This window comes from uncultured Pseudoteredinibacter sp. (assembly GCF_947502065.1).
Classification (GTDB): Bacteria; Pseudomonadota; Gammaproteobacteria; order Pseudomonadales; family Cellvibrionaceae; genus Pseudoteredinibacter.
This window is the reverse complement of the sequence record NZ_CANMYE010000008.1, coordinates 46,105-67,509: the sequence shown is the minus strand read 5'-3', so window position 1 is coordinate 67,509 and position 21,405 is coordinate 46,105. Positions and strand designations below refer to the sequence as shown.

Annotated in this window: 21 protein-coding genes; 10 read left to right on the top strand and 11 right to left on the bottom strand. The window is 47.0% G+C overall.

Annotated features, from left to right (window positions below):
* Window positions 1-3: 3 nt before the first annotated feature.
* Window positions 4-717 carry a DUF3581 family protein gene (locus Q1A41_RS17035; RefSeq protein WP_299981428.1) on the bottom strand — a complete coding sequence of 238 codons (714 nt, stop codon included), beginning with the start codon at window positions 715-717 and terminating at the stop codon, window positions 4-6.
* Between the two features lie 100 nt (window positions 718-817).
* Here Q1A41_RS17035 and Q1A41_RS17030 point away from each other — a divergent pair, with 100 nt between their 5' ends.
* From Q1A41_RS17030 to Q1A41_RS17000, 7 genes are all read left to right on the top strand, one after another.
* Window positions 818-2,026 carry a methyltransferase gene (locus tag Q1A41_RS17030; RefSeq protein ID WP_299981426.1) on the top strand — a complete coding sequence of 403 codons (1,209 nt, stop codon included), beginning with the start codon at window positions 818-820 and terminating at the stop codon, window positions 2,024-2,026.
* A 71-nt stretch (window positions 2,027-2,097) separates the two neighbouring features.
* Window positions 2,098-2,541, top strand: a complete 444-nt coding sequence (locus tag Q1A41_RS17025; protein ID WP_299981424.1) for a DUF3465 domain-containing protein — start codon at window positions 2,098-2,100, stop codon at window positions 2,539-2,541.
* Window positions 2,542-2,577: 36 nt separating this feature from the next.
* Window positions 2,578-3,672 (top strand): PQQ-dependent sugar dehydrogenase, encoded by a 1,095-nt coding sequence (locus Q1A41_RS17020; RefSeq protein ID WP_299981422.1) that lies wholly within the window; start codon window positions 2,578-2,580, stop codon window positions 3,670-3,672.
* Window positions 3,673-4,003: 331 nt separating this feature from the next.
* On the top strand, window positions 4,004-5,191 hold the full coding sequence (locus tag Q1A41_RS17015) for a thiamine pyrophosphate-dependent dehydrogenase E1 component subunit alpha (RefSeq protein WP_299981420.1): 1,188 nt from the start codon (window positions 4,004-4,006) through the stop codon (window positions 5,189-5,191).
* Window positions 5,184-6,161 (top strand): alpha-ketoacid dehydrogenase subunit beta, encoded by a 978-nt coding sequence (locus Q1A41_RS17010; RefSeq protein ID WP_299981418.1) that lies wholly within the window; start codon window positions 5,184-5,186, stop codon window positions 6,159-6,161. The genes Q1A41_RS17015 and Q1A41_RS17010 overlap by 8 nt, the downstream gene beginning before the upstream one ends.
* An 11-nt stretch (window positions 6,162-6,172) precedes the next feature.
* On the top strand, window positions 6,173-7,414 hold the full coding sequence (locus Q1A41_RS17005) for a 2-oxo acid dehydrogenase subunit E2 (protein WP_299981416.1): 1,242 nt from the start codon (window positions 6,173-6,175) through the stop codon (window positions 7,412-7,414).
* A 388-nt stretch (window positions 7,415-7,802) separates the two neighbouring features.
* On the top strand, window positions 7,803-9,632 hold the full coding sequence (locus Q1A41_RS17000; protein ID WP_299981414.1) for a protein kinase: 1,830 nt from the start codon (window positions 7,803-7,805) through the stop codon (window positions 9,630-9,632).
* A gap of 34 nt (window positions 9,633-9,666) precedes the next feature.
* Here the strand turns inward: Q1A41_RS17000 and Q1A41_RS16995 are convergent, their stop codons facing one another.
* Entirely contained in the window at window positions 9,667-10,128 is a 462-nt protein-coding gene (locus tag Q1A41_RS16995) for a hypothetical protein (RefSeq protein ID WP_299981412.1), read from the bottom strand.
* Window positions 10,129-10,206: 78 nt separating this feature from the next.
* Window positions 10,207-10,878 (bottom strand): Crp/Fnr family transcriptional regulator, encoded by a 672-nt coding sequence (locus Q1A41_RS16990; protein ID WP_299981410.1) that lies wholly within the window; start codon window positions 10,876-10,878, stop codon window positions 10,207-10,209.
* Window positions 10,879-10,978: 100 nt separating this feature from the next.
* Here Q1A41_RS16990 and Q1A41_RS16985 point away from each other — a divergent pair, with 100 nt between their 5' ends.
* On the top strand, window positions 10,979-12,952 hold the full coding sequence (locus tag Q1A41_RS16985) for an alkyl sulfatase dimerization domain-containing protein (RefSeq protein WP_299981408.1): 1,974 nt from the start codon (window positions 10,979-10,981) through the stop codon (window positions 12,950-12,952).
* A 63-nt stretch (window positions 12,953-13,015) separates the two neighbouring features.
* Here the strand turns inward: Q1A41_RS16985 and Q1A41_RS16980 are convergent, their stop codons facing one another.
* The 5 genes from Q1A41_RS16980 to Q1A41_RS16960 all read right to left on the bottom strand — a co-directional run bounded on the left by Q1A41_RS16980 (window position 13,016) and on the right by Q1A41_RS16960 (window position 16,369).
* Window positions 13,016-14,002, bottom strand: coding sequence for a hypothetical protein (locus Q1A41_RS16980; RefSeq protein ID WP_299981406.1), 987 nt, complete (start codon window positions 14,000-14,002; stop codon window positions 13,016-13,018).
* A 90-nt stretch (window positions 14,003-14,092) separates the two neighbouring features.
* Window positions 14,093-14,557, bottom strand: coding sequence for a sigma D regulator (gene rsd, locus Q1A41_RS16975; RefSeq protein WP_299981404.1), 465 nt, complete (start codon window positions 14,555-14,557; stop codon window positions 14,093-14,095).
* 236 nt (window positions 14,558-14,793) lie between these two features.
* A complete protein-coding gene (locus Q1A41_RS16970; protein WP_299981402.1) occupies window positions 14,794-15,528 on the bottom strand; it encodes an LrgB family protein in 735 nt (244 codons plus the stop codon).
* Window positions 15,521-15,862 carry a CidA/LrgA family protein gene (locus Q1A41_RS16965; RefSeq protein WP_299981400.1) on the bottom strand — a complete coding sequence of 114 codons (342 nt, stop codon included), beginning with the start codon at window positions 15,860-15,862 and terminating at the stop codon, window positions 15,521-15,523. The genes Q1A41_RS16970 and Q1A41_RS16965 overlap by 8 nt, the downstream gene beginning before the upstream one ends.
* Before the next feature lie 18 nt (window positions 15,863-15,880).
* The gene (locus Q1A41_RS16960; RefSeq protein WP_299981397.1) at window positions 15,881-16,369 is read right to left on the bottom strand and encodes a disulfide bond formation protein B; all 489 of its coding nucleotides are present in this window, start codon (window positions 16,367-16,369) and stop codon (window positions 15,881-15,883) included.
* Window positions 16,370-16,505: 136 nt separating this feature from the next.
* Here Q1A41_RS16960 and Q1A41_RS16955 point away from each other — a divergent pair, with 136 nt between their 5' ends.
* On the top strand, window positions 16,506-16,952 hold the full coding sequence (locus Q1A41_RS16955) for a flagellar basal body-associated FliL family protein (protein WP_299981395.1): 447 nt from the start codon (window positions 16,506-16,508) through the stop codon (window positions 16,950-16,952).
* Between the two features lie 51 nt (window positions 16,953-17,003).
* Here the strand turns inward: Q1A41_RS16955 and Q1A41_RS16950 are convergent, their stop codons facing one another.
* Genes Q1A41_RS16950 through Q1A41_RS16940 form a run of 3 tightly spaced genes read right to left on the bottom strand, consistent with a single transcriptional unit; the run spans window position 17,004 to window position 19,648 of the window.
* Window positions 17,004-17,660, bottom strand: coding sequence for an ACP phosphodiesterase (locus Q1A41_RS16950; RefSeq protein WP_299981393.1), 657 nt, complete (start codon window positions 17,658-17,660; stop codon window positions 17,004-17,006).
* Window positions 17,661-17,672: 12 nt separating this feature from the next.
* On the bottom strand, window positions 17,673-19,259 hold the full coding sequence (gene gshA / locus Q1A41_RS16945; RefSeq protein WP_299981391.1) for a glutamate--cysteine ligase: 1,587 nt from the start codon (window positions 19,257-19,259) through the stop codon (window positions 17,673-17,675).
* A gap of 41 nt (window positions 19,260-19,300) precedes the next feature.
* Complete coding sequence (locus Q1A41_RS16940) at window positions 19,301-19,648, bottom strand: hypothetical protein (RefSeq protein ID WP_299981389.1); 348 nt, start codon at window positions 19,646-19,648, stop codon at window positions 19,301-19,303.
* A 199-nt stretch (window positions 19,649-19,847) separates the two neighbouring features.
* On the opposite strand from Q1A41_RS16940, the gene Q1A41_RS16935 reads away from it, so the two are divergent.
* The gene (locus Q1A41_RS16935) at window positions 19,848-21,398 is read left to right on the top strand and encodes an alanine/glycine:cation symporter family protein (RefSeq protein WP_299981387.1); all 1,551 of its coding nucleotides are present in this window, start codon (window positions 19,848-19,850) and stop codon (window positions 21,396-21,398) included.
* Window positions 21,399-21,405: the final 7 nt, after the last annotated feature.

Sequence of the window (21,405 nt, the reverse complement as noted above, 5' to 3'; positions counted from 1 at the left end):
TTTTTAAGATAATTTTTGTTGGCGCTCTTTATAGTAGGCGACAACATCAGTCATTGCTTGCTCGTCAAATTCTCGAAGCCCAGAAAGCACCATGCGCTTTTCGCCGTGGCCAATGCGATCTTTGCCGGACATAACATCAAAGCCAAGTGTTACGGTGCCACGCTTGCCGTTAACTTCGAGCTTTGATTCGGCTCCGACTAAATTGGCTTCCTTAACATCTAGGCGATCGAGCTCCAATTTGGCGCCTTCGTAGATTACCAGCGGTCTTGCAGGATTAATCATGACATTTTGTTCGCGCATCAGCGGCACTAAAATATGCGGAAATGTTAATCCTGAGTAGGCGACATAAGACTCGCTTAAGCTGCTGATCAAAGCCTCGTCATTAGAATGCTCACCCTCTTCAAAAAGTTTGAGATAACATTTACCGTTGTCAGCGACAAGCTCATTACTGCCATCTTCATTATTTTTCAGACTTAGCTGAATACCGTCACTTACCATATCAGTGAAATCTACTGCCATGCTTCTACTTAGGCCCACCTTGGCAAGGCTGATGGCAAAGAGTAGATCGCCTGGAACGCAGAAGCGCTTTGCGTCGACATCGTGAATGGGGTTGAAATCGTTGGCGATGAACTTGGCAAAGTTGCTGGCTTGTTCGCGGCTAAAGCTAAATTGCTCAGAATTGTCCGCGTGGGGGGTGAAGTATTGCTGGATTTGCATATAATTTTATACTGTTATTCAAAACAAGCCATTATACACATTTAGTGCCCCAGATTCCCCTGGGGGCATCGCATTGCCATTAGCATTCAGGCATAGATATATGAGCCACGATTATCAACTGTACTTCTCTCGTTTATGTCAGGGGCTCTATGAGCAAAGGGAGTTTTGGCAGGCAAACGCATTTCGCGAGCCAAGCTTGTCTTGGCAAGCCGAGAATGATGATCTCAGTCGTGCTTTATTGAGCCTTGAAGAGTGCGATTTATTGCAGCTGGAAAATGATGTAAGCAGCCTGTTAAAGTATCTAAGCCCGTATATTTCTGGTCTAGATGAGCTGTCGAGTATGGCGAGCGACGTTGAAATTTGTTCGGAGCAGTTGCCTGAGTTAGCTCAAGATATGCGTTTTTTCCCTAGTCACATTCCGGGCCGAAAGTGGCAGCAAATTAGACACTTTCAGCAAGCGGCACCGGCAAAAGCGGAGCGTTTGGTAGACTGGTGTTGCGGTAAGGGGCACTTAGGTCGCTTTCTGGCGCTCAGTGAATCATGCCAGGTGCTTGGCTTGGAGTGGCAACAAAGTTTAGTTGATGCGGGTAATGAGCTGGCCAACAGTTTGTTGGAAGGTGCGCTTTCGATTGTGCCCTGTGATGTATTGGAAGAAGCGACTGCGGGATTGATAGGCGATGGTGACCATGTATTTGCACTACATGCCTGTGGAGACCTTCACCGCCGCTTGCTGCAGCTGGCGGCTCAGCGACAGCTTGAAGCTGTCTCTCTGGCACCTTGTTGCTATCAAAAAATATCAGCCGAGCAGCACAGCTTTTTGTCAGCTGCAGCTGAGACGGAAGATCTAACTTTGCGGCGCCAAGATTTACATACGATTGTTCAAGAAACCGTAACAGCACCCAGGGCCGTGCAAAACAAGCGTATTCTTTTGCAGCAATGGCGCCTAGGTTTTGATGCCTTGCAGCGCGATGTGCGGGCTGTTGATGATTACCTCAGTACACCCTCCTTGCCGCAATCTAGTTTGCAATTGGGCTTCGAGGGCTTTTGTCGCTTGTTGGCAGACAAGCGACAGTTGCAGCTACCTGTTGATGTGGACTGGCAGCATTATCAAGCACTTGGGCTTAAGCGCTTCAGTGATGCACGTCGCTTAGACCTTGCTCGCCTTGTATTTCGGCGACCTTTAGAGCTTGCCGTTGTGTTAGATCAGTTGTTATATCTACAAGAGAGTGGTTTTGCTGTAGAGCTGCGTCAGTTTTGCCCAAAGCCCCTCAGTCCAAGAAACTTACTGATCAATGCTTGGCGTGATTAAGCTTGGCGACAGTCAAGTGGCGGTAACCTAAGCTGACAGTTAAAAATGCCAATTTTAAAGAAGGATAAAATGTGAATCAGAACCGATTTTGGAAACAGGCCTTTAGCTTAGTATTGATACTGTTGGTCTATGGCCTATATCAGTTTTCCCTTAAGCAAAATGCGCTAAGTGTCGATGGTGATGATCTTGCTAGCCTTCAGCAGGCCGTGCAAGCTAAGCGCAGCAAGGTATGGTTTAACGAAACACGATTTACGGTATACAAGCTATTGCCTGATGATACTAAAGGCAGTCAGCATCAGCGCTTCCTAGTAAGGCGGGAGGGTTTGCCGAACTTATTAGTGGCTCATAATATCGATTTGGCTCCTAGGGCCCCTTTACGGGCAGGGCAAACTTTGTTTATAAAGGGGCGTTACGAGTGGAATAAAAAAGGTGGTGTTATCCACTGGACTCACCACGACCCGAGAGGAGTCCAGCCTGGTGGCTGGCTTCGCGTGGGTGAAGATAAATACCAATAACATATCGCCCCTGAGGCAAATAGGAATTTTAGGCTCATGCATAAAACGATTTTGAGTGCAGTTTTGGCTTTTAGTGCCGCGTTAAGTCAGGCTGCTGACTTTCAAGTTAAAGAGCTGGCGACGGGCTTAGATCGCCCATGGGGCATGAGCTTTATTAGTGATAACGAAGTGTTGGTGACCGAAAAAGGCGGTACAGCCAAGCGGGTAGATTTGCGTTCTGGAAAATCGCAAGTGGTAACGGGTTTGCCAGATGATATCTATGTCTATGGGCAGGGTGGTTTGCTCGATGTGCAAAATCATAGCAATGGCTATAGTTACTTTACCTACAGTAAGCGCAGTAACGAGCCTGGTATGCATGGTCGTACAACGTTGGCTCGCGCTAAGTTGTCAGGCAATAAACTACTAGAGTGGGAAGATTTATTGGTTACCGAGTCCGATAGCAATACCGGTCGCCATTACGGCAGTCGTATTGTATTTGATGGTAAGGGCGCTTTGTTTTTCTCGGTTGGCGATCGCGCTATGCGCCAGCCTGCCCAAGATAATAGTAATCACATTGGTACCGTCTTAAGAGTAGATTTGGATGGTAAAGCCTTAACAGATAACCCGTTTTACAATCATAGTAATAGCAAAGCCGAGATCTTCAGTTTTGGTCATCGCAATCCACAGGGCTTGGCCTTTGACAGTCACGGGCAGCTATGGGAAATCGAACATGGCCCGCGTGGTGGCGATGAAATTAATAAAGTGATGGAGGGTAAAAATTATGGTTGGCCCACAGTATCTTTCGGTAAGGAATATCGTGAAGATAAAATGGTAGGAGAGGCGACCAGTAAAGAGGGTATGGTTGATGCCGCTAAGGTCTATGTGCCTAGTATTGCTCCCAGTAGTTTGATGATTTATTCAGGTAAGGCGTTCCCAAAGTGGAAAGATAATTTCTTTGCCGGGGCTCTCGCGCAAACCCACATCAACCGTTTAAGTTTGTCCAAAAACGGCAGTCTAGAGGAGCAGGAGCGCTTGCTGGATGACCGCAATGAACGTATTCGTTATGTAACCGAAGGCCCCAAGGGCTATATCTATTTGCTAACGGATACCGGTAAGCTTATGGAGCTGTCCCCGGTGAGGGCTAAAGAATAAAGGCCTCAAATCTGAAACACTGCGGCCTCTCGTATGCAGTGTTTCAGCTATGCTAATTAAACTCTTCTTTCTTAGAATTAATCACTACAAAATGTCTAGGTTTTAGTTCAAAAAAGATATATTGCCGGAATTTTGGGGATTTATTCTTATGTGGCTTGAGTTTTTAGCCATCCCTACCAAATACGCTTCCTCTCGCTCCTAGATTAGCAGGACTCCCTAGCTAGCTCGGTGCTAAGCTCTAATTACAATAATTTGCAGCACTCTTTGCGCACATCAAGCATTCAGGTGAAGACTTGAGTGGGTGTGCGCCAGTGAGTTTACGGAGGCAAAAATGACTAGCGCAAGCGATGTGAAGCCTAATCTGATGCATAAGGCACAGTTTATCGAAGGCCATGACTTACCCATCCCTACCTTAAGCATTCTCAATGCTGATGGCAGTATCCAAGCCGGTGCCGAGGCGCCTGAAATGGATCACGAGACCGCCATCAAACTTTATCGCAATATGGTTTATATCCGTGTTTTGGATGAGCGCATGATCAGTGCCCAACGCCAAGGCCGTTTGAGTTTCTATTTGACCTGTGCGGGCGAAGAGGCTGCGGTTACCGGAAGTGCAGCGGCATTTTCCATGAATGATATGATCATGGGGCAGTATCGTGAGCAAGCGGCAATTCGCTGGCGTGGCTTTACTACAGAGCAGTTTATGAACCAGCTGCTGAGTAATGAAGATGATTTGGGGAAGGGTCGTCAGATGCCTGTGCATTACGGCTCCAATGAACTGAATTTTATGACCATCAGCTCGCCTCTTGGAACACAGATTCCCCAGGCCGCCGGTTATGCCTATGCGCAAAAGTTGCAAGGTAATCAAGCCTGCACCCTGTGCTACTTTGGTGAAGGTGCGGCATCGGAAGGTGATTTTCACGCCGGCTTAAATATGGCGGCGGTATTAAATTGCCCAGTCGTCTTTGTCTGTCGCAATAACGGCTACGCTATCTCCACCCCTGCTGAAGAACAATTTAAAGGCGATGGTATTGCTCCTCGTGGTGTAGGTTATGGTATTAAAACCATACGTGTAGATGGCAATGACATCTTAGCGGTTTATACCGCGTCGATTGAAGCGCGTCGCATCGCTTTGGAAAACAACGAGCCGGTGCTAGTTGAAACCATGAGTTACCGTTTAGGTGCCCATTCCACTTCCGATGATCCAAGTGGCTATCGCAGTAAAGACGAAGAAGATAAGTGGCGAGAAAAAGATCCTATCGAGCGCATGCAAAACTGGCTGCAAGCCAAAGGCTGGTGGAATGGTGAAGAAGAAAAAGCCATTCTAGAAGGCTACCGTAAGGAAGTACTGGACGCTTTGAAACGCGTAGAGAAAAAGCCTATGCCTAGCATTGATGAGTTGATCACAGATGTCTACGACACCCCACCGGCGCACTTGCAAAAACAATACGCAGAATTAAAAGAGCATATCGCTAAATACCCAGAGAACTATCCCGTCGCAGGAGGTGCAAAACATGGCTAAGATGAATTTACTACAGGCCATTAACAATGCCCTAGATACCGCGATGGCTGCTGATGACAGCATGATTTGTCTGGGTGAAGATGTGGGCAAGTTTGGTGGTGTATTCCGCGCGACCAGTCATCTGCAGGAAAAATACGGCAAGGCCCGTTGCTTTAATACGCCATTGACCGAGCAGGGTATTGCTGGGTTTGCGATTGGTATGGCTGCCCAAGGCTCAACTGCCGTTGCCGAGATTCAATTCGCTGATTATATTTTCCCAGCTTTCGATCAGATCGTTAATGAGGCGGCAAAATTCCGTTATCGTTCGGGTAACGAATTTAATGTTGGCAGCTTAGTTTTCCGCACCCCCTATGGTGGCGGTATTGCTGGTGGCTTGTACCACTCGCAATCTCCAGAAGCTTATTTCTGTCACACCCCTGGCCTCAAAGTATTGATGCCATCGAATCCGTATCAAGCCAAAGGTTTGTTGCTTTCTGCTATTCGCGATCCAAACCCTGTCTTGTTCTTTGAGCCTAAGCGCTTGTACCGTGCTTCTGAAGGTGATGTGCCTGAAGAAGATTATGAGATTCCAATTGGTAAAGCGGAAGTGGTACGTAACGGTAGTGATATCACTTTGCTGGGCTGGGGCGCGCAAATGACCGAGATGCATAAGGCAGCTGATAAAGCAGCGGAAGAAGGTATCTCCTGTGAAGTGATTGATTTACGTTCTTTACTACCCTGGGATGTAGAAACCGTAGCTAACTCGGTAAGCAAAACTGGCCGTTTAGTTATTGCCCATGAAGCAACCCACACTGGTGGTTTCGGCGGCGAAATTGCGGCAACGATACAGCAAGAATGTTTCCTTTCACTTGAGTCGCCGATTGCACGTGTGGCGGGTTTAGACACACCTTTCCCTCTGGCTCATGAAAAAGAATACTTGCCAGATTATCTAAAAGTCTATGAAGCCCTAGTGGCCAGCTTGAACTACTGAGGTGCTGACAAATGATTAAAGATTTTATTCTGCCAGATATCGGTGAAGGTATCGTTGAGTGTGAGGTTATCGAATGGAAGGTAGCCGAAGGCGATATGATCGAAGAAGATCAGATCGTTGCTGATGTAAGCACAGATAAAGCCATCGTAGAAATTCCCTCAATGTATACCGGTAAAGTGGTTAAGCTTCATTACCAGCAGGGTGATATTGCAAAGGTTCATAGTCCACTGTTTGCTATCGAGCTTGATGGTGAGGCTGCAGAATCTCCAACGGAAGAAACCAGTAGTACCGAAACCCAAGCGGTACAGCAAAATACCACCGTGACGGAAAGCTCTGAAAAGCCAGCTGCCGTCGAAAATTCTGGCAAGGTACTTAGCACTCCGGCAGTACGAAAAATTGCCCGTGAAAACGATTTGGATTTGGCGCTAGTGCCGGGCACCGGTAAAAATGGCCGTGTACTGAAAGAAGATGTTATTAATTATCTAGATGGTGGCGCGACTACTGCTGCGCCAGCTGCTAATGCTAGCGTTTCTTTAAGCGCAGATATGGTTGATCGCGTTGAGCCCATCAAAGGCGTTCGCGCGGTAATGGGCGCAAGAATGGCTGAATCCGTATCTACCATTCCTCACTTCACTTATGCGGAAGAGTTTGATGTCACTGAGCTAATTAAGTTGCGTTTAAAGCTCAAGGCAATGTATGGCAGTGATGAGCTGAGAATCACAATGATGCCGCTGTTTATCAAAGCGCTTTCTTTGGCAATCAAAGAATTCCCAATTATGAATAGCCGCGTAAATGATGCCTTCACCGAGCTGACCTATTTGGCTGAACATAATATTGGTATGGCCGTAGACGGTAAAACCGGATTGCTAGTGCCGAACATTAAAAATGTTCAAAGCTTAAGCTTGCTAGATGTTGCTGCTGAAGTAACACGCCTAACGGCCGAAGCGCGCAGTGGAAAAATCAGCCCAGCCGATTTAAGTGGCGGTACCATCACTATTTCAAATGTCGGTGCGATTGGCGGCACTGTGGCAACCCCAATCATTAACAAGCCCGAAGTTGCTATTGTGGCCTTGGGGCGTGTACAAGAGCTGCCGCGCTTTAATGCCAATGGTGAAGTTGAAGCTCGTCAAATTATGACGGTAAGTTGGTCGGGTGATCATCGCGTGATCGATGGCGGTACCATTTCCCGATTCAATAATTTGTGGAAACAATACTTGGAACAACCTGCGACTATGTTAGCGTCAATGGTCTAAGTTAAGGCCACCTAGGTAGAATGTTGTGAAAGGGCGGCTAGCATAGTTTCCCTATCACGACATTCGAAAATACCGGCATTTAAAAGTTGAGGCGATTGATTTCAATCTCGATGCTAGATTCTATGGCCTAGCTTTGTAGGTTGTAAAAACTTCCTCGCAGCATGTCATGAAATGGGGTGGCTTCCCAGGGGCGTCTCCGACTCGGAGGAGGAGCCGAGCTAGCATGGATGCTGCTTTTTGCGCCCCCTGGGAGGCCGCCCCATTTCATGGCAGGCGGTCAGATCTGCAGTTTCTAGCCAGCTCAAACTGCTTAAAGTTAATAGCTTCGATTAAGTTCTCAAAAGTTCCCTGTGCTATGATGAAAAAAATCAGAGTTTAGAATAAACCCATGAGCTTAATCGAAAGCGATCAACTCCAGCATTTCTACATCAATGAAGAGCAATCCTTCTACTTGCTCTCCCATCGTGATGCACAAAAACTCAAAGACTGGCTAAGCCTCTGTCAACAACAACTCGAACGCCTCGGCTACCTTAATATCGAACTGCTCGGTAAAGGCGCCTACGGATTTGCCTTTAGCGGAACAGCCGCCAATGGCGAAGAATACGTCTTTAAATTTGCACGCATAACCTTGCCTGTCGCCGTGCAAGAAAGGCTAGAAGAAGAAGGCTATATGCTGTCCCAAGTACAGCACTCAAACGTACCAAGCTTTATCGAATTTACCCGTGTACGCAGCCAATCGATCTTAATGATGAGCCGGGCGCAGGGCGTAAACTTAGAAGATTATGCCAGACAGCATGGTCGTCTAGATATTAAATTATTGCTCAGTATTACCAAGCAAATGGTTGATGTACTGCAGCACCTAAGGGATAGCGCCAAAAAGCGAGACAAAGCCCCGCTGGTGCATGGTGATATCAAACCCTCGAATATTGTCCTAGATCCTAACACAGGGCAAATTAGCCTAATCGACTGGGGGGCGGCGGTTTATGGCCAGCTAGATCATCAAGGGCATCACAGTGGTAACGGCGGTCTTACAGCCCTCAGCTCGGATTTGCATCAAACCAATGCAAAACTCGGAGATATTTATTTTATTGGCGAAGAGCAACTAGAAGGCCAACTTAGCTCGCCGCGCTTCGATGAACAGGGTTTGGCAGGAACATTGTACGCTCTAGCATCAGGGCAAGGCAGTCGATTTGGTGGCAAAGTTATTTCCCCGTTAGCGCTAGGTTTGCCTGAAGAATTTGCAAGAACCTTGAATAATATGATGTCTGAAGACGCGCAGCTTCGACGCAAAGCAGGCGACTACCTCTTCAAAAATATTCAACATATGAGCAAGCTGGCGGTTCATGATCATAATCGCAATGAGCAACATGCCCTGTTGCCAGTGTGGATCGCGCCGGAAGATCAAGCTATGGAAACCGTGGTGTATAGCTCACGTAAATCATTTTTACGACAAGAAGTGGATATCGAAAAATTAGAAGATATTAATAATGCCGAGCTTGAAAAGTACTACAAAAATTACCTCTCGGGTATGGCCGACACCGAAAAAGCGTTTGTAACCGCCGTATCACATCTCAGCCATTACCCCATCGTTGGTGGTTTGGCCATGCACTGGGATGAAGAGGGTATTCATATTGATTCTAGCCTAAGGCTCTATGATCGTAGTATGGCACCGGCTTTGAATTCAGCAGTTAATAATATTGTGCACTTAGGGCGAGCCATAAATAAAAAAGGCGTGTTCAAAAGCTGTATTTTTGATGCTAAACAAACTCTACATATTGAAAGGCTAAGTGCAGATAATCCCTTTGTGGCCAGCGGTGATATGCGAATTAACTTTGATGTCAGCGATGAAGTGGTGCTAGAAGAAGAGAGCCGCCTTCATTCCTATTTTGAAGATGGTGATGATCCAGATGAAATGCTGCAATTGCCGGAAGAGATCATGGAGGTATTGGCCCATATGAATACTCTTCATCATACCGGCTGTATTATCTTTGAAAGTGTCGAACTGGATTTAAAAATACATAATTATTTAAATCTACTGGATGCCAGTAAAGTCGATGAGTTTCAGGCTTGTCTAGATAAGATATTAGAAAATATTCATCTGATTGATGGTTTAGGGGTTTCTGGTTTTATGAAGCTCCCCTATAAAGACACCAAGTTCTTCGCTAAGCAAGAGCAGCTGCCAAATAGCTTTTATTTGCATCCGGCTCAGCGCGCTTAAGGGATTTTGCTAATCTGCATTATTCAGAGGTGCCCTAAAATGGCCCAGCTACTTTTATAATAAGCCAAGCAATTAAAGCAAAACCTGCCAAGTAAAGTGCAAGCTTTGCTAAAAGGTAGGCTAAAACGCAGACGGAACGTAAGAGCAAAGGACATGCCGCGCCCAAGATAAAGCCAATCAATGGAAGCTGCCATTGATTGTCTGGGTGCTGGCTCGGATCGAATTGCAGGTATCCAATAACGGTTCCGAGTAGAATGCATATGGGATACAGAAATTTATCTAATTTATCCCAAAAGCCATGTATGCGATCAGCGATAGGGTCTGGGTCAACTATTTCTCTTGGCTGTTCTTCGACTTTTTTAGCTTCTGGGATATAGATACCGCGCATTGCAGCATGTTGTCGAAGCATGGGGTCATTTGATTCATAAAGTCCAGCATGAACATGCGCCGAAACTCTTTCATCCATCGCTTTTTCAAAAGAAGACTTATTACTCATGAGCAGCCAAGATTCTCATAATGATTGATACATCATTGATTATAGCCATAAATTTATAGGTCTAAATTGAGTTTCCGACTAACGCAGCAATTCCATTGTTTGTTGTTGCTCGCTTAACCAGGCGTTAAAGCTCTCAAGGTCGATTATTTGAATGTGGCGATAGCCTTTTTTGATCAGGCCCAGTTCGGCGAGCTGTTTAAGAGATGTAGAAACCACCATGCGACTGACGCCAAGCTGGGTGGCGATATCATCCTGGCTAAGGTGTCGGTTTTCGATCCTTCCTTCTTCAAGGTTTATGGCGTAAATCATCTTAGCTACCCGAACAAGAACAGGCAAGCGTTTAGCATCGTCTAGAGCCTCCAGGCTTAGATGAAGCCGGGTTGATAGCGACTGCAGCAAAGCTAAAGCAATAGCCGGTTCAGTACTTAAGGCTCGTTTGAGTTTTGTGGGGCTGATATATCCAATCTTAGTTTCCCCTTTGGCCTCAGAAGTGTGTGTCCGGGGCAGCTGGGAGAATACCGTAAATTCGCCAAAGCTCTCGCAGGGCTTTAACAGCTTGCTAAGAAAGTAGCGGCCATCGCTACCATAGTTGCCTACCTTTACTGATCCCTCTAAAACAACGCAAAGCCCGGCTTTCCTTTCGCCGCGAGCATGGATAATTTCACCGTCTTGGTAGCTTTTCACTTTAAATAGCGGCTCTAGTAAGGCCATGCAACTGCTTGAAAGTGAGCCGAGAGATTCCTGAGGCATATTGCCGCCTAAAATTTGTCCATTAATGCCAATTGTAAATTTGTTTACATTTATACCTTGCCCTGCGTGCTATAACAATCATCAAATGAAGGAGAGTGGTATGACCCTAAAAAACTACAAGACAAAAGCAATGCTACTGGGCATTAGTGGTTTATTGCTGGCCTGCGGGGCAGAGGACAATGACGGTGTGGCTGGGCGTGATGCTAAGGCTAGCCAGTTCACAATAGCTAAAAACAAAGCCGTGGCGGAGCAGCTTGCCTTAGATGATAAGCGTGATTTTGAGCAGGCCAACCGCGGTCTTATCGCAAGAGACGACAATTTAGAAATTAAAACCGCTGATGGCGAAGTGATTTGGCGAATGAATGACTATGATTTCATTCAAGGAACGGCTCCAGATACGGTAAACCCTAGCCTTTGGCGTCAGGCCAGTCTGAATAATCTACACGGCCTTTACCAAGTTGCCGAAGGAATTTATCAGCTGCGCGGCTATGACCTTTCTAATATGACTTTAATTGAAGGTCAGACGGGATGGGTTGTGGTAGACCCGCTCACCACAAAAGAAACGGCGACCGCGGCTTTGGCCTTTGCTCGTAAGCATTTAGGTGATAAGCCGGTTACGGGTTTAATTATGACCCATAGCCATGTCGACCATTTTGGTGGCGCCTTGGCTGTTGTTGATCCTAAACAGGCCGCAAGCATTCCAATCATAGCGCCTGAAAATTTTATGGAAGAAGCCACCAGCGAAAACATTCTGGCTGGCCCGACCATGGGGCGTCGAGCGGTTTATATGTATGGCCGAGATTTACCTAAAAATATTTTCGGTCATGTCGATACGGGTTTAGGTAAAGCACCAGCTTTCGGTACTGTCGGCATCGTACAGCCAAATGTGCTGGTATCAGAAACGGGCCAAAGACATACCGTCGATGGTGTGGATATTGAATTTCAATATACCCCTAATTCAGAAGCGCCTGCAGAACTGACATTCTACCTACCTAAACAAAAAGCCTTCTGTGGCGCTGAACTTTTATCAAGAAATATGCACAACCTCTATACCTTACGTGGGGCTAAGGTTCGCGATGCGCTAGCCTGGAGTGATTATATTGAGGAAGCGCGTAACTTATTTTCAGAATCACAAATTTACTTTGCTAGCCACCATTGGCCAATATGGGGCAGTGAGGAAATTGATAGCTTTCTAAAAGGTCAGCGCGATACTTACAAATATATTCATGACCAAACTTTGCGTTTGGCTTACAAAGGATTAACGCCGAAGGAAATTGCAGAGCAAATAGAGTTACCCAAAAGCTTGGCGGCTAATTTCTCTAACCGCGGTTACTATGGAACGACAAGTCACAATTCTAAAGCTGTCTATCAAGCGTATTTTGGGTGGTACGATGCTAACCCTGCTAATTTGAATCCCCTTCCGCCAGAAGCGGCTGCAGAGAAGTATGTTCGTGCAATGGGCGGTGAGTCAGCTGTGTTAGAGCAGGCTCAGCAAGCGGTTTCAGAAGGTGAGTACCGTTGGGCTGCAGAATTACTGAATCATTTAGTGTTTGCTAATCGCAGTGGAGAGGCAAAACAGCTTTTAGCCGAGGCTTATACCCAATTAGCTTATCAGGCTGAATCTGGTCCATGGCGTGATGCGTACCTGTCTGCTGCCATGGAGTTGGAGCAGGGTAAAAGCTCAACCATGATCAGCTTGGCTTCAGCGAAGGATTTAATGAAGCATGCGCCTGTGGAGGAGTTTTTCTCAGCGATGGCGGCTCAACTAAATGGCCCTGAAGCTGAAGGAGTCGAGCTTAGTTTAAAAGTTAACTTCACTGATCTTCAGCAGAGCTACTTTTTATGGATAGAAAACTCGGTGCTTCATCATCGCCTGGCGAAGCAAGATGAAGAAGCGGATGCTACTTTAAATATATCCCATGGTTTGTTTTTAGATGTGATTTTGGGAACCGTAAAGCTTGCGGGACTGCTGACATCGGATCAATTGAGTCTTGAAGGAAGCCGCATTGATCTAATGCGTTTCTTCGCCCTGCTAGATAAAAATGAAGAGCCTTTTGCCATTGTGGAGCCTTAGAATGTGAACTTAATCTTTTGCTTTTTAAGCCGTAGAGCCTTAACAAGCTCCACCGCTTGCACATCAGCGCTCTAATTGATGAATAAAACCATTAGAAGCAATGGCATAGTAAGTCCGCTTGGCGCTGGCAAAGGCAACATCTTGGATGGCGGCACTTGTTGGCTTCCAGGCGTCTCGTTTCAGTACGCCCCATTCAGCTAAAGTCTTCATGGACTTGGTATCCCAAAGTTGTACTCGTTGATCGGGGCGGCCAACCAATAAATAGCGTCCACTTGAAGAGAATCGTGCGGCGCTAAAGCGCAAGCCTCGTTTAATCTTTTCGGCTGACAGTGGAATCTCACCAATGGCTTTGCCATTGCTGGTATTCCACACAACGGCTTTATCGTATTTTGCGGCAGAAAGGGCGCGGTCGCCTTTAGGGCTCAATCTAACTAGCTGTACGTCTTCTTCATGCTGCATAGTCTGCAAGGCTTTGCCTGAAGCAACACTCCACAAAGTCGAGCTACGATCTTCAGATCCGGTAAGGGCCAGCTTTCCATCCGCACTTAAATCAACGCTGCGCACTCGGCCCGAGTGATTAAAGCGACGCTTAACACCACCGCGTTTGCTATCAAAGATCACCGCGCTGTGATCGGCCATGCCGAGCAGTGCATATTCACCATTGGGTGCCAAAGCGATGGAAAGCACTTCGCCTGGGGCTGTCCAAAAACGGAAGGCTTCACCGCTTTCAACTTTCCACAGGACTATGCTATGGGAATCGCTGGTCATGGCCCAGTCGCCTTCAGGTGAGAAGGCCGCGGCCACTAAGGTGGTTTTCTCTTTGCTATGGTTCCAATCGTACAGGCGTTCTTTTTTTAACACCTGCCACAGGCTGCCACCGTGATTAATTGAGCCGATGATAGCGCGGCTGCCATTGTTGGAAAGCCTGCCCATATGGCTACCTTGTACAGCAACTTCAAAGCTAGCTTTGGGCTCAGGAAGGGGTTCGCAGGCGCCGAGGAATAAAAGCGTAGCGATAACAAAAGATGTGCGAAGTGCGGCACGCAGCATGGCGGTTTCCTAGTTGTTAAACCTATGCCTACTGTAGCGGCCGCATGTCTGAAAAGTACAGTATTTGCGGTACTGGTCTAGCGGCAGCTGTTAGGCTGCCTGCTCACGATGGGCATCGTGCATAACACTTACCATGCTATCTTCAACGAAGAAGCGTTTTTCTAGGCATAGGCCCAATTTGGACAGGTCTCTAGCTAGGCTACCGAGATTATCCAGCTGGGTGTAACGCTGATCGAAATCTAAAACGACTTCGGTGCAGCTTTGCAGTTGTTTATAGAGTCGGCTGCCTAGGAGCAGGGCTTCCTTATCTTGATAGCGCTTGGATTCGGTTTCAAGCTGTTCGTAGACCTCGAAATGTCCAGTGGAGACATAGTCCATCAAGCTTTGGCAGAAACGGCGTAAGCGTGCTTTCAGAGCGGGGCTCTCCATGTCATCTAAGCGCTGGCATAATGCCGAGTATTCCACGAGTAGTTGTTTTCGTGCCTCAAACCAACCGTCCAATGTACGGTTAACGCCGCCCCATAATTCCTGATGTGTTCTGCAATGCTCGAGCATATGTCACCTCTGCTTCTTCATATTTGCCGATAACTGCTCGCTTGCGAATTTAGGATGTTCAAGCGGCTGTAGTGTCGACTTTTTTCGATCTTGTTATTTAAAAGTAGAAGACGAACGGTCGCCTCGCAAGAAAGTGTGAGCTAGTTCTTAGATCAGTCTGGGATAAAAATGGCGGGAGTCCAAAATTTCTTAAAATTGTGGTTAATAATTATCCTGCGTGGCAGTTATTTGAACAGTCAAATGCCGAAGTAGCTAATAGCGTAAGGCAAGGTCAACGCGGTGAATGCGCCCGTTAAGCCCATGGCTAAGCTGGCAAACGCGCCACAAGAAGCGCTTTTCTCAAAGGCGACGGCGGTGCCAATGCCGTGGGCATTGAGGCCCAGTACTATGCCTTGCAGGCGAGGGTCGCGAAGGCCGCAAAAGTAAAAAGCTATCGGAGCTAGCAGTGCACCGATGATTCCCGTCGCCACTACCACGCCGGTAGTTAGCGTGCTTATGCCGTGAATTTTATCGCTGATACCCAGGGCGATAGGAGTGGTGACCGACTTGCTGGCGATGGAGCGTAAAACTTCACCTTCGGCTCCCATCAAGCCTGCCAGCAATACCGCGCTAGTGGCGGCTATCGTGGCGCCAAGGGCTACGGTGATCAGTACCGGGCGCGCCAAGAGGCGGATATGGCGAAATTCTTGGTATAAGGGAATGGCCAGCGCTACGGTTGCCGGGCCCAATAGAAAATAAAATAGCTGGCTGCCATCTCGGTATTGCTGATAGCTGATATCAAAGTAGTTGAGCGCGGCTGCAATAATACAGCCGGCGATGACGACAGGGTGAAGCAGCATCAGCCGGCCGCTGCGTTGATAGCAATATTGGCCAAATTGGTAGGCACCTAAAGTCAGTATTATGGCGCTCAATTGATTAAGCTGGCTGTTTTCAGCAAAACGTAAAAAGGCTTGTTGTAGCTGCTCAATCATCGGACTTCACCTGGCTCTTTACTATCCAGCTGCTTAGCAAAAGGCTGATGAAAGTACCTGCCACCATGGCCGCAGCAATCGCTGGCCATTGTGCTAATACTTGCTCGCTTAAAAAAAAGATACCGACACCGGCGGGAAGAAAAAGCAGGCTTAAGTGTTGCACCAGCATATGGCTGCTTTGTTGCAAGTCACTAGAGACTTTTTGGCGGATGAGTAGCGCAAGTAATAGCAGTAGCATGCCGATTACAGGCCCGGGTATCGGGGCCTGGGTGGCTAAGCTGATCCACTCACCTAGCCACTGAAAGAAAAATAATACCAGTAAACCTCTAACCATTATTGGCTCAAGCGCGCCTTAACGGCGCAAGAACTGCCAGACGTTGAACAGGGCTAGGCCAATAAAGGCGACTAAAACCCAGCCAGGCATACTTAGACCGAATAGGCTCCACATAACCTCACCGCAGTTGCCGTCACCCATTAGCAGGATCTCTAAGGCTTCCATAAAGGGGAAGGTTTCAAACATATAGCTAAGGCCCGGTCCGCAAGATGGTAGCTGATCGGGCGGTAAACCTTGTAGGTACAAGTGACGGCCAGAGAAGCCGCTACCGGCAACGGCCATGAGGAAGCCGCCAGCAGCATAAAGTTTACGGCCGGTACCGGCGGGATTATGGATAAACGCGGCAAGGGCGAACAAGCCAACAGCCACCACAAAGATGCGTTGAGTGATGCAAAGAGGGCACGGTGCTAGGCCCATTATTTCTTGAAAGCCTAAAGCAATTAAGATCAGCGCAACACAGCCGATAAAGATTATTAGGTTGGTCATGCGAGGATTGGGTAATGGCATGTCTGCGAAATCCCGAAGTTTGACTAAAATTACAGGCAAGGGCCCATATCCAAAGGGCCGCCAGTTTACCATATATAGGGCAGCTATTTGGACCTAAGTGCCACAGAGCAGTTCCCTAGGGCAATTTGAGGATTATATGAACATCGTATTTGCGGGTTTGGCCAAAAAAACAGCAGTCGCGTTTGTGGCGATCGCTATGGCAACGCTTCTGGCCGTACCTACGGCCGTAGCCCAGGATGAAGAAGCTATTGGTCCGGCTGGGCCATTCTATGTACCGCTACAGCCTGCTTTTGTACTCAATTATGGTGGCCAGGGGCGTTTAAAATACTTGCGCGCTGAAATTTCAGTAAGGGTTGATTCTATTCATGTAGCCAACTCGGTCCGTCATCATCTGCCCTATATTCGTAATAATATAGTGATGTTATTTAGTCGCCAAACTGAAGAGGCCATCAATAGCCTAGATGGTCGAGAGACAATGCGTAAAAAGGCATTGGAAGAGGTTCGCCGGATTCTATTAAAAGAAGATAAAACCAAAAAAGGTGTTGAAGATTTGTTCTTTACTAATTTTGTAGTCCAAAAATAAAGTGCTCAAGAGCAGGATGCCCAGATGTAACAAGTACAAACGATCTTCGCCTTACAGGGGTTGCCATTGTTGAAAGTGGTAACCGTGCTTGGCAAGTCTAGCCGCTGCCCAGCTTTTAATCTCCCCAAAGCAAGTTTCAAAAAGTCGTTCCATTTCTAGGTAAATCGCTTCCCATTGTTCGTAAGCACCGGCCATAAGTTTGGGGCGACTTAAGCGCTGTGCTACACGTTCTAATGCCACTTTAATGGTCGCTCGATCCTGGTAGATCTCGAATAGCCTCGCCTCAATACAACGTTGGCTAAAGCGCTTAAAATTCTCGGGTGCCAATTGGCAGTCGCTCATTTTAGGATAAAGGGCAGCGGAAAATTCAGTTAAGCTGGTTTTACTATGTTGCGACCATTGTTTGGCTAGGTAGTGATCGAAACAAATATCCACGATGATTCCGGCAATGCGTCGATACTTTTTATCAAATAAACTGGCGCAGTTGCGAAAGCTTACAAGGGAATCGCTATAGGCATCGATAGCACGATGGTGTTGAATGCCAAATCGGATGTTATCGAATTGTAGTACGGTTGATTTATTAGCAGTGCTGTTTAAAGGTTGATCTTTTGGGCTATAAATAGGGCCCTTGACAAAATCACCCAGTAACCCGCCCAGCTGAACTTCTCTGTTGTCACCAGAAAGAAAAGCATGGGCGAGATAGTTCACAATCAGTGGAGTTTATTCGAAAGGTTTATACTGGGCGTAGAAATTAGCCAAGTAGCTTTCGAAATCGATATCTTCTTCGGCCTCAATTTTCTTTTGCTCGGCCAAAGAGTTTACTGCGAGAGTTTCATAGCGATCTAAGTCGTTGCCACTTAAAGGGTTGTTTAAAAAGCTCTGCTGATGCTGCTCGGCAAGATCCATGGCAACGCGGAAAAAGGTTTTGTCCTCATTCTTCATGGTTTGCAATAACTTACCAGACGGTGTGAGCGCAGGATCCTTTACGACGGCCAATTGCTCTTTTAGAGCTTGGCTGTGGCCTTCGATTTTATAAGCGCTATCGAGCAGTTCAGCGATAGGCTGCATTTGTTCAATAAGCTCGCTGCCCCATTCACTAATGCTCTTGTCACCTTCTGCGGTTTGTAGTTTCATTTCTGGGTCGCGGCCACGGTAAACCGTGAGTTTTTGGTTTTCCTGCATGCGCTGGTATTCTGCGCAATCAGTTTTCGGGCTGTCTTTTAATAGGCAGAACAGTAAGAAGGTGTCGAGAAAATGAATTTGCTCTTGGGTAATGCCAATTGGTGAATAAGGATTTACGTCTAAACAACGGACCTCAATATATTCAACGCCGCGTTGGTGCAATGCGCTTAGGGCTGTCTCACCAGATCTTGCGGTGCGCTTAGGGCGAATCGTACTGTAAAATTCGTTCTCAATTTGCAGCAAACTAGAATTTAATTGCTGGTAATCACCATTGGCATCAACAGTACCAATTTTATCGTATGGCTCATAAGGAGTGTTGATTGCTTCGGTCAAAGTATGTAGATAATTATCTAGCTCGTTGTAGCACACCAACAAGGTTTTTTGCGCATTACTTTGATAACCAAGATCACCCATACGTAATGATGTCGCGAATGGCGCGTGCAAACTGTGGTCGTCTTTACCAAAGGCCTGTAGATTGTGAGGTTGATCTTTGACAAAACTGCGACACACGGCTGGCGATGCCCCAAACAAATACAGCAGTAGCCAAAAATATCGACGAAAGTTTCGAATCAAATCAAAATAGCGCTCGGTTTTATATTGCTGTAAATCCAAACTGCTGTTTTCTTGAGTGTGCAGCATGGCCCAGAAGGCGCTTGGCAGAGAAAAGTTATAGTGAATGCCAGCAATGGTTTGCATCTTGCGGCCATAGCGATGACCTAAGCCATAGCGGTAATAGGTTTTCATGCGGCCGACATTGGAATTGCCATAGCGTGCTACAGGCACTTCTTCATTGCTGCCAAGCATGCAGGGCATACTGGTTGCCCACAGCAATTCATCTTGAATTTGTTGTGCAGTAAAACGGTGTTGTTGTTCAAGTTGCTTTAGAACTTCATCCAGGCGATGAGAAGGCGCGGTAATAAACTCCAGTAGAGCTTCACTAAAATCTGTGGTTATCTGTGGATGAGTAAGTGCAGAGCCTAGGGCTTGCGGATGCGCCTGCAGGGATAAATTGCCATCGGGCTGAATGCGTAAGCTCTCTTTTTCGATACCCCTAAGGATGCCGGTTATCAGTGGGCGATTGGCCTTATCGTTTAAGGCTTCAAGTAGGGTGCTATCTAAACTCACGGTACAACCTCAAGGTAAAATTTTTGCTCGCGCAGCGGATACTATTGATCGTTGCTGGCTATCTCACTGGCGTTAATTTCGGCGTCACTTGTTTGCGCGCCTGCTTCGGGGACGTCATTTTCAGTACTCGCCTCGTTTTCTGGCAGCTCAATCTTAGGTTCAGGTAGGCTTTCAGGGTCCAATATGGGGTGGCGCTTCTCGCTGAGTTGGCAGTCGACGATACTAATACGCTGGGTGTAGTCCTTGGAATTGACTTCAACCATTTGATTCAACGCTTCGTCGCGGTGCGGGCTGCGGTAAAGCACGCTGGCATCGCGGCCATCAACCCATTCCTTTTGTTTGCTTAAAAAGTAACCGTCCTGGTTTTGCAGGATAAAAACTTGGCTCATTGCTGTTTCTCATTTGCCATATATACAGCCTTATAGATAAGGGCAGTGTAGCGATTATCAAGTACTGGCTCTAGTGCTGAGGGCGGATTTCATCGTGCATATTTGTTGTTTGTCGCTTGCGAATGCGCAGTGAGTGATGCTTTCAATATGTTGCTGGATATGTTTAGGTAGATTTAAGTAATAATAAAAGACTCTTTATATGTACTCTCGCAGCGCTCGAAAAGCCGCTTTTTCAACTGTTTCCCACTCCTTTATCTGTTTTGCCCTATTTATTGTCAGTATTCTCTTTCATGCTCGCGTATCCGCCAGTGTCGATGAGCAAATCAATAGTGCTTTGGCGCCCATGGCGGATGGCCTAGCGGCCATAGTGTTCTACGCTGTGCCGATAGCCGGGGTGGAATTACCGCTAATTGTGGTATGGCTGGTATTGGCGGCGCTGCTTTTTACATTGTATCTCGGCTTTATTAATGCGCGAGGTTTTACCTTGGCTTGGCGATTGGCCTTTGGGCAATATGCGGATCCAAAAAGCCCTGGTGATATCTCGCCCTTTAAGGCGGTTGCCACGGCGGTATCGGGAACCGTTGGGGTCGGCAATATCGGTGGTGTGGCGGTAGCCATTATGGCTGGTGGGCCAGGGGCTACGTTCTGGCTAATACTCGCTGGGCTGTTAGGCATGTCAACCAAGTTGGTCGAATGTACCTTGGCCGTGAAATATCGCTCCTACCACGAGGACGGGACGGTTGCGGGTGGCCCGATGTACTACCTGAATAGAGGACTGGCTAAACGTGGCTGGCATAAGTTAGGGCGCTCTTTGGGTGCCTTCTATGCGGTTGCCATTGTTATCGGCTGCATGGGCATCGGTAATATGTTCCAGTCCAATCAAGCCTATGTGCAGTTTGTTAATGTCAGTGGTGGTGAGGCTAGCTGGTTTGCTGATCGGGCCTGGTTATTTGGTTTGCTGCTTGCCGCCATTGTCGCGGCGGTCATTATTGGTGGTATTCAATCTATTTCAAGAGTAACCGGTAAATTGGTGCCCTTTATGGCGGTGCTATACACGATTTCTTGTGTATTAATTCTCGCCTACCATGCCGATAGAGTATTGCCGGCATTTGTATTAATTTTTGAAGGTGCCTTTAGTCCGGAAGGTATTTCGGGAGGTATGCTGGGGGTGATGATTATCGGTTTTCAGCGTGCTTTGTTTTCGAACGAGGCGGGTTTGGGATCGGCATCAATCGCCCATGCTGCGGTAAAAACTAATCACCCAGCCTCAGAGGGCTTGGTCTCTTTGCTTGAACCTTTTATCGATACCGTTGTTATTTGTACGCTTTCCTCTTTGGTCATTATTACAACCGTTTATGGTTCACCTTTGATGGATTCGGGCTTGGAGGGCGTGGCTCTTACCTCGGCGGCTTTTGAATCTACGGTATCTTGGTCGCCTTATCCTTTGGCAATTGCGGCTTTACTATTTGCCTTTTCTACGATGATTTCCTGGGCCTATTACGGTCGCCAAGCTTGGCAATATTTGGTGGGTGATAAGCCCGTGCTCGTTCAGCTTTTCAATTTGGTTTTCTGTGGCTTTGTCGCATTAGGTTGCGTGATGCAACTGGAAGCCGTGCTGAAGTTTTCAGATGCATTGGTATTCTTAATTGCCGTGCCTAATATTATTGGCCTGTTAATTATGTTGCCTGAGGTTAAAGCTGAATTAGGCAGCTATTTAAAAGCCATTAAAAATGGTGAGATTGAACGCTGATTGCTTT

Coding starts and splice junctions, on each gene's coding strand:
- Q1A41_RS17035 (WP_299981428.1), bottom strand. CDS start 717: ATGCAAATCCAGCAATACTTCACCCCCCACGCGGACAATTCTGAGCAA.
- Q1A41_RS17030 (WP_299981426.1), top strand. CDS start 818: ATGAGCCACGATTATCAACTGTACTTCTCTCGTTTATGTCAGGGGCTC.
- Q1A41_RS17020 (WP_299981422.1), top strand. CDS start 2,578: ATGCATAAAACGATTTTGAGTGCAGTTTTGGCTTTTAGTGCCGCGTTA.
- Q1A41_RS17015 (WP_299981420.1), top strand. CDS start 4,004: ATGACTAGCGCAAGCGATGTGAAGCCTAATCTGATGCATAAGGCACAG.
- Q1A41_RS17010 (WP_299981418.1), top strand. CDS start 5,184: ATGGCTAAGATGAATTTACTACAGGCCATTAACAATGCCCTAGATACC.
- Q1A41_RS17005 (WP_299981416.1), top strand. CDS start 6,173: ATGATTAAAGATTTTATTCTGCCAGATATCGGTGAAGGTATCGTTGAG.
- Q1A41_RS17000 (WP_299981414.1), top strand. CDS start 7,803: ATGAGCTTAATCGAAAGCGATCAACTCCAGCATTTCTACATCAATGAA.
- Q1A41_RS16995 (WP_299981412.1), bottom strand. CDS start 10,128: ATGAGTAATAAGTCTTCTTTTGAAAAAGCGATGGATGAAAGAGTTTCG.
- Q1A41_RS16990 (WP_299981410.1), bottom strand. CDS start 10,878: ATGCCTCAGGAATCTCTCGGCTCACTTTCAAGCAGTTGCATGGCCTTA.
- Q1A41_RS16985 (WP_299981408.1), top strand. CDS start 10,979: ATGACCCTAAAAAACTACAAGACAAAAGCAATGCTACTGGGCATTAGT.
- Q1A41_RS16980 (WP_299981406.1), bottom strand. CDS start 14,002: ATGCTGCGTGCCGCACTTCGCACATCTTTTGTTATCGCTACGCTTTTA.
- rsd (WP_299981404.1), bottom strand. CDS start 14,557: ATGCTCGAGCATTGCAGAACACATCAGGAATTATGGGGCGGCGTTAAC.
- Q1A41_RS16970 (WP_299981402.1), bottom strand. CDS start 15,528: ATGATTGAGCAGCTACAACAAGCCTTTTTACGTTTTGCTGAAAACAGC.
- Q1A41_RS16965 (WP_299981400.1), bottom strand. CDS start 15,862: ATGGTTAGAGGTTTACTGGTATTATTTTTCTTTCAGTGGCTAGGTGAG.
- Q1A41_RS16960 (WP_299981397.1), bottom strand. CDS start 16,369: ATGCCATTACCCAATCCTCGCATGACCAACCTAATAATCTTTATCGGC.
- Q1A41_RS16955 (WP_299981395.1), top strand. CDS start 16,506: ATGAACATCGTATTTGCGGGTTTGGCCAAAAAAACAGCAGTCGCGTTT.
- Q1A41_RS16940 (WP_299981389.1), bottom strand. CDS start 19,648: ATGAGCCAAGTTTTTATCCTGCAAAACCAGGACGGTTACTTTTTAAGC.
- Q1A41_RS16935 (WP_299981387.1), top strand. CDS start 19,848: ATGTACTCTCGCAGCGCTCGAAAAGCCGCTTTTTCAACTGTTTCCCAC.